This is a genomic window from Actinomadura sp. NBRC 104412 (assembly GCF_030269515.1).
In the GTDB taxonomy this organism is placed as follows: Bacteria; Actinomycetota; Actinomycetes; order Streptosporangiales; family Streptosporangiaceae; genus Spirillospora.
Genome location: NZ_BSTM01000095.1, coordinates 1 through 954 on the forward strand (window position 1 = coordinate 1; position 954 = coordinate 954).

The following is a 954-nucleotide window of genomic DNA, read 5'->3' on the forward strand; positions in this document are numbered from 1 at the left end:
CTAGGGTCTGTCCGGTGGATCATGTGTTGATCCAGAGCAGGGCGCTGACCAGGGTGACGGCCGCTTGGTAGTGGCGGGCGAGTTTGTCGTAGCGGGTGGCGATGGCGCGCCATTGCTTGAGCCGGTTGAAGCAGCGTTCGATGACGTTGCGGCGCCGGTAGAGGCCGGGGTCGAAGGCGTGAGGGCGTCCGCCGGTGCGGCCGCGGCGCCGGCGGCCGGCGATCTGGTCGTCGCGTTCGGGGATGGTGGCGCCGATGCGGTGGGTGCGCAGCCAGGCACGGATCGCTTTGGTGCTGTAGCCCTTATCGGCGATGATGCGGGCTGGGCGGACGCGGGGCCGCCCGGGCCCGGCACGTGCGATGCGGATCTGGGCCATCACGGCGGTGAACTGGGTGCAGTCGTTGACGTTCCCGCCGGTCAGCACGAATCCCAGCGGCCGTCCGGCACCATCGCAGGCCAGATGGAGTTTGCTGGTCAGCCCGCCCCGCGACCGCCCGAGCGCCTGGCGGTGGTATGCCGTTTTCGTCCCCCCGTGTTCCCCCTTTTACGGGCCCCGGCGGCATGCTGGTGGGCTCGCACGATCGTGGAGTCGACGCTGACCGTCCAGTCCAGGCGGCCGATCGCGTCATCGTGGACCTGCACGTGCGCCAGGAGCCGGTCGAAGGTTCCATCGGCGGCCCAGCGCCGGTACCGCTCATAGACGGTTTTCCAGTTCCCGTACCGCTCGGGCAGATCCCGCCAGGGAGCCCCGGTCGCCAGCTTCCACAAGATCCCGTTCAACACCGTCCGGTGTTCTGCCCACCGGCCACCACGGACAGGCTGAGCAGGCAGCAACGACTCGATCCGCGCCCACGCGGCATCGGTCAGCTCATGACGACGCACCATACCGACCATCGCACCCCAACCCGGTGATCGACCTCAGCCAAATACCAAGATTCACCGGACACGCCCTAG

At 68.4% G+C, this 954-nt stretch carries 1 pseudogene; it reads right to left on the reverse strand.

What is annotated here, in order from left to right:
- Positions 1-19: 19 nt before the first annotated feature.
- Positions 20-882: pseudogene (locus tag QSK21_RS35885) on the reverse strand (IS5 family transposase).
- Positions 883-954: the final 72 nt, after the last annotated feature.